This window comes from Vibrio profundum, assembly GCF_050337555.1.
Lineage (GTDB): Bacteria > Pseudomonadota > Gammaproteobacteria > Enterobacterales > Vibrionaceae > Vibrio > Vibrio profundum.
This window is the reverse complement of the sequence record NZ_JAKJTA010000001.1, coordinates 1-8,205: the sequence shown is the minus strand read 5'-3', so window position 1 is coordinate 8,205 and position 8,205 is coordinate 1. Positions and strand designations below refer to the sequence as shown.

7 protein-coding genes and 3 pseudogenes are annotated in these 8,205 nt (G+C 42.9%); 4 read left to right on the top strand and 6 right to left on the bottom strand.

Features of this window, described 5'->3' with window-relative positions; translation table 11 throughout:
* The 4 genes and pseudogenes from L4C34_RS00050 to L4C34_RS00035 form a co-directional block, all read right to left on the bottom strand.
* On the bottom strand, window positions 1–1,199 hold a 1,199-nt coding region (locus L4C34_RS00050), incomplete at its 3' end, for an ISL3 family transposase (RefSeq protein WP_428787308.1).
* Window positions 1,200–1,443: 244 nt separating this feature from the next.
* Window positions 1,444–1,851, bottom strand: a complete 408-nt coding sequence (locus L4C34_RS00045) for a hypothetical protein (protein ID WP_428787307.1) — start codon at window positions 1,849–1,851, stop codon at window positions 1,444–1,446.
* 145 nt (window positions 1,852–1,996) lie between these two features.
* Window positions 1,997–2,583 (bottom strand): annotated as a pseudogene (locus tag L4C34_RS00040) (IS1 family transposase); the annotation flags it as partial.
* A 127-nt stretch (window positions 2,584–2,710) separates the two neighbouring features.
* Window positions 2,711–3,499 carry a substrate-binding periplasmic protein gene (locus L4C34_RS00035; protein ID WP_428787306.1) on the bottom strand — a complete coding sequence of 263 codons (789 nt, stop codon included), beginning with the start codon at window positions 3,497–3,499 and terminating at the stop codon, window positions 2,711–2,713.
* A 288-nt stretch (window positions 3,500–3,787) separates the two neighbouring features.
* Between L4C34_RS00035 and L4C34_RS00030 the strand changes: the two genes are divergently transcribed.
* Entirely contained in the window at window positions 3,788–4,207 is a 420-nt protein-coding gene (locus L4C34_RS00030; RefSeq protein WP_428787305.1) for a hypothetical protein, read from the top strand.
* Between the two features lie 368 nt (window positions 4,208–4,575).
* Here the strand turns inward: L4C34_RS00030 and L4C34_RS00025 are convergent.
* A pseudogene (locus L4C34_RS00025) lies at window positions 4,576–5,080 on the bottom strand (IS1 family transposase).
* A 76-nt stretch (window positions 5,081–5,156) separates the two neighbouring features.
* Window positions 5,157–5,690 carry a dihydrofolate reductase family protein gene (locus L4C34_RS00020; RefSeq protein ID WP_428787304.1) on the bottom strand — a complete coding sequence of 178 codons (534 nt, stop codon included), beginning with the start codon at window positions 5,688–5,690 and terminating at the stop codon, window positions 5,157–5,159.
* Between the two features lie 99 nt (window positions 5,691–5,789).
* On the opposite strand from L4C34_RS00020, the gene L4C34_RS00015 reads away from it, so the two are divergent.
* The 3 genes and pseudogenes from L4C34_RS00015 to L4C34_RS00005 form a co-directional block, all read left to right on the top strand.
* On the top strand, window positions 5,790–6,356 hold the full coding sequence (locus L4C34_RS00015) for a TetR/AcrR family transcriptional regulator (protein WP_428787303.1): 567 nt from the start codon (window positions 5,790–5,792) through the stop codon (window positions 6,354–6,356).
* A 224-nt stretch (window positions 6,357–6,580) separates the two neighbouring features.
* Window positions 6,581–7,489, top strand: coding sequence for an IS5 family transposase (locus L4C34_RS00010; RefSeq protein WP_428787302.1), 909 nt, complete (start codon window positions 6,581–6,583; stop codon window positions 7,487–7,489).
* Between the two features lie 523 nt (window positions 7,490–8,012).
* A pseudogene (locus L4C34_RS00005) lies at window positions 8,013–8,205 on the top strand (ISL3 family transposase); the annotation flags it as partial.

The window sequence follows — 8,205 nt, the reverse complement described above, 5'->3', positions numbered from 1 at the left end:
TCAGGTACGGATGTTTGTCTGATCTTCAGTTTGAAGTAATCTATATCTCTGATGCCTCGGGCTCTTCTTCTGAGTAAACCTATAGAAACATTCCCAGCTTCAACCCGAGCATTCGTTAGCTTATATTTTGCATAGTTACAGATACCGACTCTTCTATCCCATAAAGCATCAGCAAAGTTACATAGGGAGAGAACTCGTGTTGATTTCGCTAGACGACACCATCCTTTGAGTGCTTGTGTCATGGTGGCATAACAGCTCTCACCCCATATAGCTTGCAGCTGCTCTTTCATCATATAAATGACACAAAGCGTTTTGTTACTCTCCAGTAGTTCATCAAGCCTGTCTGACTGCTTGTCATCTAATTTGTGAGCATTTTTGAGGAGAAGAAAGAGGGAGCCTTTGAGCATTCTTTTTTCCTCATAGGTCCCTTTTTGAAAGGCTTTTGCTCGCTCTTTTTTGATAAGAAGGCAGTAGTTTTGCATCACATGGAATCGATCGAATACGATATCCGCATTCGGCAGCATCTTCCGCACTGCCGATTGATAAGCTTGCCCCATATCCATAGAAACGGCTTGTATTCCATCTCGTGTGGCCGCAGGGAGTTCCTCGAAAAACGAAACAAGCACATCCATTCTTCGGCCATGTTCTACCCATATTAGGTGGCCAGAAGTAAGATCATAAACAACCGTCATATAATCATGCCTCTTGGCGCGAGCCACTTCATCAACGCCGATATGAACTAGGTCACTCAGCTCTTTAGGCTCAAGAGCAGGTAAGCTAGCACGTAAATATTCTCGGTCAATATTCCTGACCGTTTCCCAGCGAATACCTAAATGTTCAGAGACAGCGTGAATACTCATGTGCCGGCATAACCCGCTGATAAATTGGCAGAACCGGGAGGTATAACGACCTCCTTTGGCGACATACTCCGTTGACTCTACGAGCCTTCTTCCTTCTTTGTCTTTCGTCAGAGCTAACTCAATTTCCACTGTGCAAGGCCGCCCACTTACTGGAAGGTCATGAAGACGCCTTCGAATATAGTGATCGACGGTACAGGGTGTTTGCGTTCCAGGCTCTTTGACCTTAAAACGCTTGTCTCTACGACAACGAACGATGACTGACTGGGAATCATCGCCTATTGAAAGTGACTCTACACACTGTCCTTTAAAGCGAAACAAAGTAGAAGATAAGGAAGGCATATTATCCACATGATTTATAAGATAAATGAGCATTCTAAGTTAACGTAATAATCATGCTGTTATGAAGTAATCAAGCTCAGGAAACCGGAGAAGAGCCCCTGAACTTATCCGAGTTTGGTGTGTGATTCATAGACATCTTTTCAACTAGGATGGATGCCAATGCATACCTAAGCTCTCCAAGCTAACCTTCAAGTATTTTTGTAATTCACTCAGCTCGAAATTAATTGTGGAGGTGCGCAATGGCCTAGTCTTTAGTATCTTCTTGCAGGGCTTTAAGGCAGGTTTGGTAGGCTTCATCGTAGTCGAAGGAAAACCTAACAATGCTTTGATTAGTGATGCCTTTGTCAAATGCGAATTTCTGTATCTGTTTGGTAAATACGATGGTTACCAGAGAGCAGTTGTGGTGTAGCATCCAGTCGACGTTCTTATTGACTCTCTCCCACATATCCAGCGTGGCGATGCCCCAGTCACTCATATCTTGCAACAGCGCCCAAGGAACGCTCAGTCCTTCATTGGATGATTCCACCAAGTTTTTTACGTCTTGCAACCAAGCCTGGCTTGCTTCTTGATTGGTAGCACCATGGACTTTTGAGATGACAATGCGATTTTCGAAGCGAAGCTCCCAAGTCCCGTGAATATTCTTCTCCAGCATATTCGCATCTCCCTGTTAACACACACCACGGTTCATAAGTATAGAATTGATTTGAGCACTCTTGGGAAGAGGTAGTATGGTTATTTTCGTTGAGCGAGCGTGTCTAAGCGGGCCTGATAGGCTTCGTCATAATCAAAATAAATTTTGTGAGATTGGTCCACTCGATTCTCTGTGTGTAGCGTTTGCCCACAATGTGTTTTTCGCGTGGTAAGTTTGCTGAGTAAACACTGAAGTCATCCGTACAGAAGAAATTGATGGTAAAGGGAGTCAGCAAGCTTTGGAGGCGTTTGAATGCTTGGCTGTTCCGTTTTCCGAATGCATGGGCGACAATGCGTTTGAACCTTGGCTCCCATGCGTACCACAACCAACGTTGATTCTTTTTATTTCCGACAAACGACCATTGCTCGTCGACTTCGCAAATCAGTTCAATATTCGCGGCATCAAACGGGATCGTGGTCACTTGCCTTGGTTGGCGTTTTTTAGAGTGCGCAAAACAGGGTTGTAGCCGACCTTCAGCACTCGCCCTGTGTCTCGAAGGCCCGCGCGATTCATGGCCATATCGACGATCTTTTCCTTTACGCCGGGTTTACAGGCTTCATAAGCGTAATCGAGAAGGAAGTTTCGTTTACATTCTAAACAACGGTATCGCTGGATACCTCTCGGGTTCCGTCCGTGCTTTTTGACAGGGTCAGTTTGAGAACAAAAACGACATTTCACGTTAATGGTAGCCATCATTCAATCCGTGGAAAAAGAAAGATTATACACTAACTCAACTACTTGGCGTCACGACCCAAAATACAAACGGAATTCATCAATTAGGTGACCGATTTGTGAGTACCAGAGAAACTATATAAGTTTCTCACTTCAGTGATGAATCCAGAAAGCCGGGGACGTATTTATCCATTACTCTTTGAAAAGTTCCATCTTTTACCAGTTGTTTAGCTGCGGACTCAAGCGCATAGATTTTATCCGTATCCCTGAAGGATTGAGATACTTGCAAAAAAACGGGCCGTTCACTAATTACATAAGGTTTCCCAAACTCACTTTTTTCAACATTTAGATTTTTAATGACGAAGTAAAGAGAGCCTTTAAGAGCAATTAAGGCTGTTATTCTCCCCTTATCCAGCATACGAATACCGTGCTGGTAACTTTTTACATTTAACAAAACCATATTATTAGTATCAGTAATCTCTGTAAATTTTGTGCCTCTAACAATCCCAACTGTCTTTCCGTTCAACTCCGATAACCTCTTAATATCATGACCTTTCCTGCCGATAATGATTGTTTCTAGTGTCAAAAGCTTTAATAAGGTAGCCGTATTGAAGCTCTCATGATATATCAATATAGACATGTCAGACTTTCCCGTTTTAAGCTCGTGAACGACTCGACTATAAGGCTTTAGTACATTGGTGTAACTAAGCCCTGCTTTTTCCGCAATAAGATTACTGAACTCATAAGAGATCCCTTTAATTTCTCCATTTTCTTGATACCCAGAAGGAGCAAGATCTATAGTTGCAATTCGAAGTGCTTTTCCTTCAGAGTCCTGTGGGAAGCTGAAAGTAAGGACAGCCAACGCCAACATAATAGGTACGGAGTTTCCAAACCTTCCCAAATAGAAAGGCGTAGGTTCCCTTTGATGTGAGCTCATTGTTCCAACCGTAGATTGAAATTAACATAACCACTTCGAGTATAGTTCATAGGGCTTTGAAGGCGGCCCTGTGAAATACTGAACTTACGCTCGTTGTCGTAAAGGATTGGGATAACTTCAAGTTGGTCAAACTTAATTCAGGCTCTTACCATCACGTTGTAGATCTAAGCAATTTTGGGGTATGAAACGCCGCTGTTAGAGAAACTTTGCAACGGAGCCCAATTAGTTCCTTTCAACTCAGGTCAAGGTCTATACTAAGTGGAGTCCCACAATCACGGACAACGAATTATGAAGCAACGCAACATCCACGGCGTCTGGGACATGAGTTTTGAGAACCATTGCCTCCATTGTAGGTTTACAGGCGCTACCAATGAATCTGCGGCTAATGCTTGGTTTGATGATATGAAACATCACGTTCTTTCCTCCCCAGATAAAGGTAAACTACCTTGGGTCATTTTGTCTGATATGCGTGAGTGGGGGATCAGTTCATTGGACGCGTGGGATAAAAATAATGAGAACGCAGAATGGATGATGAAGCATGGCTGTATATATATTTCTATGGTGTTTTCAAAAAAGTTACAGAAGTTTTCTGTCGAACAAGGATTCAACAATTTACAGCCGTTTCAATTTTTTTCCGATTATGATGAGGCAAAACAGTCATGCATAGATAAACTCGCAAGTATCCACTCTGTCCCTCCTAGTTCTTGAAGGGAGTCAAACTTATTTTTAAGTTATATACGCGCATAGATGCACTCTCGGGTAAATCCCTTATAATAATGAACTGCCATCTGTGGCTTTGTTGAAGCGCTCATTTTTTTGCCAGTTTGAATTTCCTCGTTTGAATGGTGTACATGTGCACTCTCAAAGCCGTCAATTAGAAAAAGCTGTATTGGGTGGCAACTATATTCTGAATTGTGGGGAGTTATTGTGATGACCAATGTTGTATTTTTCGTATACCGATATTGTGTCAACTAGATGAGGTAATCATGCTGTTATGAAGAAAAGTGATGGAATAGATTCTGAGAACATTTGTGCGATGGAAGCACTGCTTAAGCTAGCCGAATTGGTCGGTTGAACTAGCGATAATATTCTCGCTCAATAAAGGTACAAATCACTTTATCGTGCATGGATTCTGATTTTGAGAACCCGATAGTCTTCCTTACCAATCGTTTTAAACGTGTCCGCAAAGTAAGATTGGTTCGCTCAATACGCTGAGTATATCTTTTAACAACAATATGCTTCGCAGCGGGTAAGTTCGAGGAGTACACACGGAAGTCATCCGTGCAGAAAAAGTTAATGGTAAAGGAGACAGCAAGCTCATCAGATGATGAAAAGCTTCCGTGTTCCGCTTTCCAAATGCAAGCGCGCCGATGCGTTTGAACCTTGGCTCCCATGCGTACCACAACCAACGTTGATTCTTTTCCTTTACGCCGGGTTTACAGGCTTCATAAGCGTAATTGAGAAGGAAGTTTCGTTTACATTCCAAGCAACGGTATCGCTGGATACCTTTGGGTTCCGCCCATGTTTCATAACAGGGTTAGTATGAGAATAAAAACGACATGTCACTTCAACAGTAGCCATCATTCAATCCATGTAAAAGAGAAAGACTATACACTAACTCAACCACTTGGCGTCATGACCCAAATAGACGGCGAAATTATTTCTCTCGCTCGTAAGTAGTTTGAACCAAGGTTTCTAGTACCACCTCATTCTTGGTAACTTTGAAGTTCAGTGGCTGATTTAGTTCACCAAACAAAGGTGCGCCCCCGCCAAGTAAGATAGGGAAACGAGTGATCACCATTTCATCGATTAGATCTTCTTTGAGGAAGTTTTGAATTGTCACACCGCCGTCGATGTAGAGATCATTTAGTCCCTTATCATTTAGCTCCGCTATAATGTCTTTCAATTCACCTTTGACTAAGCATATTTTATCTTCATAACCTTGCGGCACTTTCGTCATTGTGTTACTCAACACGAATACTGGCTTTGTGTAAGGCCAATCGCACTCAAAACTCAGTACTATATCGAGAGTATTACGTCCCATCACCAAGCCGTCAATTCGCTCCATTAAAGAGAAGAAGCCATTATCGATATTATCTGGATTTGGTACCGAGTGGAGCCAGTCAATTTTGCCTTGTTTATCCGCAATGTAACCGTCCAGACTGGTTGCAATAAATATAATATTTGCCATGAGTACCTCTTCAAATCGGTAGTGGTTGAGACAAGCCACAATATGGTTTAAAATAAATTCTACAGTGTAGAATAAAATTAAGTATATCGAGAAGAACAAATGGCTGTCAATGAAAAGAAACGCGGACGACCAGTAGGGAATCGGTCACAGTTAAGTGCTGAGAGCATCCTAGAATCTACTAAATGCTTGATGAAAAACGACGGAAAGGTCCCTAGCATCCGTTCATTAGCTATGCAATTAAACGTAGATCCTATGGCGATTTATCACTACTTCAAAAATAAGAATGCTTTGCTAGAAGCGATTACCACATCGCTTATGTCGGAAATTTATATGCCTCAAGAAAGTGAGGACTGGCAAGGTGAGTTAAAGTGTTTATGTATCAGCTATATTGAGTTGTTACGCGAGTACAATGGACTCCTGGAAACCATGCTGAGCATGAAATCACACGGTCCTGCTCAGGTCTTTGCTGCACGTTATAAAACTATTGTAGCCCCTATAACTTTGCACGAAAAAGTGGAAAAAGATGGCTTAGACTTACTGACCGATTACTTACACGGTTTCGCATTTTCCATCAGTTGTTGCCATGATATGAGTTTGATCAAAAACGAAATGATGGATGGGCCATTGGCTCTGGTTTGTAGTTCACTGGAGTCACCTCAAACCTAGCTTACATTGTTCAAAATCGAGGAAGCAGAATGACTAGCTTGATTCTGCCCCGAAGCTGTTTAGTTGATCACTCTGATGGGCAGGCATAGATTCTAGTTTGGCCAAACTAAGGCAATCTTCAAGTATGCGTAAAACGGGTCAAGGGGGCGTTGTTGCCCAAATCGATTGAACCTTTTTCCATCCTTACGATCTGATCTTTTGAGAATGATTGTTGGGATACAAAAATGGGTAAGTCGAAAGCTAAAATCACGAACTGGAGAGCATACAACCAAGCACTCTGTCAGCGTGGCGGGGTTACTTTTTGGATTGACGATTCAGCGGTGAAAGCCTGGAAATGTATGACCCATCACGGCAAGAGAGGTCGAGGGTTTCAATACACCGACACGGCGATTGAAACCGCCCTAATGATAAAAGGTATCTTCTCTCTCCCGCTTCGTGCTCTTCAAGGCTTCATCGATTCGATCTTTAAGCTGATGGATGTGCCGCTCACTTCTCCTGATTACACTTGCATTAGCAAGCGCTCCAAGACAGTTCAGGTTCAGTACCGCAATAAATCTCGTGGCAGTATTCGTCATATCGCGATTGATTCTACAGGCCTTAAGGTGTTTGGTGAGGGGGAGTGGAAAGTTAAAAAGCATGGCAATGAAAAGCGGAGAACTTGGCGTAAATTACACCTCGCTGTTGATGTGGATACCCATGAAGTCATCAGCGCTGAAGTCAGCCTCGTTAATGTCGGAGACAGTGAAGTGTTGCCCACACTCCTCAACCCTCTTCGAAGAAAGGTGCAGGCGGTATCGGGTGACGGAGCGTACGACACAAAGGAGTGCCATAACGTGTTGCAACAAAAAGGGATAACGCCATTAATACCCCCACGTAAAAATGCGGCCTTTTGGGATGATGGGCACCCAAGAAACGAAGCGGTTAAAGCGTTAAAAAATGACACGTTAACCCAATGGAAAATCGACTCTGATTACCATGACCGCTCCCTGTCTGAGACGGCCATGTCTCGATACAAAGGACTCACTAGCGGTCAATTGAGCTTAAGGCATTACAACGCTCAAGTCGGTGAGGCACTCGCTAATGTCAAAGCCATGAACAAAGTCATAGGACTAGGTATGCCTGTTAGACACTAACGGAAGCTAAGCGTAGGTAAGATCTGTCTTCAACCTGATTTGTTCAACAACGCCCTACAACATTCGTTAGGCTTTAAAAGGTATAGCCCCCTAAAGGAGTCGGGTAAGCTCCCTTTATACGACAACATTATGAAAGAGCAGTCGCGTTATGGAACACTCAGTAAGATTAAAGCAACAGTGCCTCTCCCTCTATCAATAACAAATCGCTCAAACAGCTTCTTTGTGGGTAGCTCCAGTCACTTTTGAGTACAAAACTCGACCTTCAAATCGCATAGCCAGAGCCCATGAATATTTTGCAGTATCATCGATCGCGTCCAATTTCTGGGAATTAACTAAATCAGTATAGCTAACGTATCGTGCGCAGTATTCGCAGAATCTCGACTCATTTAAAAGGCGCGGGAGGTCCAATATTCGGATTACTTCTAGGGCTCTTCTCCGGTTTCCTGAGCTTGATTACTTCATAACAGCATGATTATTACGTTAACTTAGAATGCTCATTTATCTTATAAATCATGTGGATAATATGCCTTCCTTATCTTCTACTTTGTTTCGCTTTAAAGGACAGTGTGTAGAGTCACTTTCAATAGGCGATGATTCCCAGTCAGTCATCGTTCGTTGTCGTAGAGACAAGCGTTTTAAGGTCAAAGAGCCTGGAACGCAAACACCCTGTACCGTCGATCACTATATTCGAAGGCGTCTTCATGACCTTCCAGTAA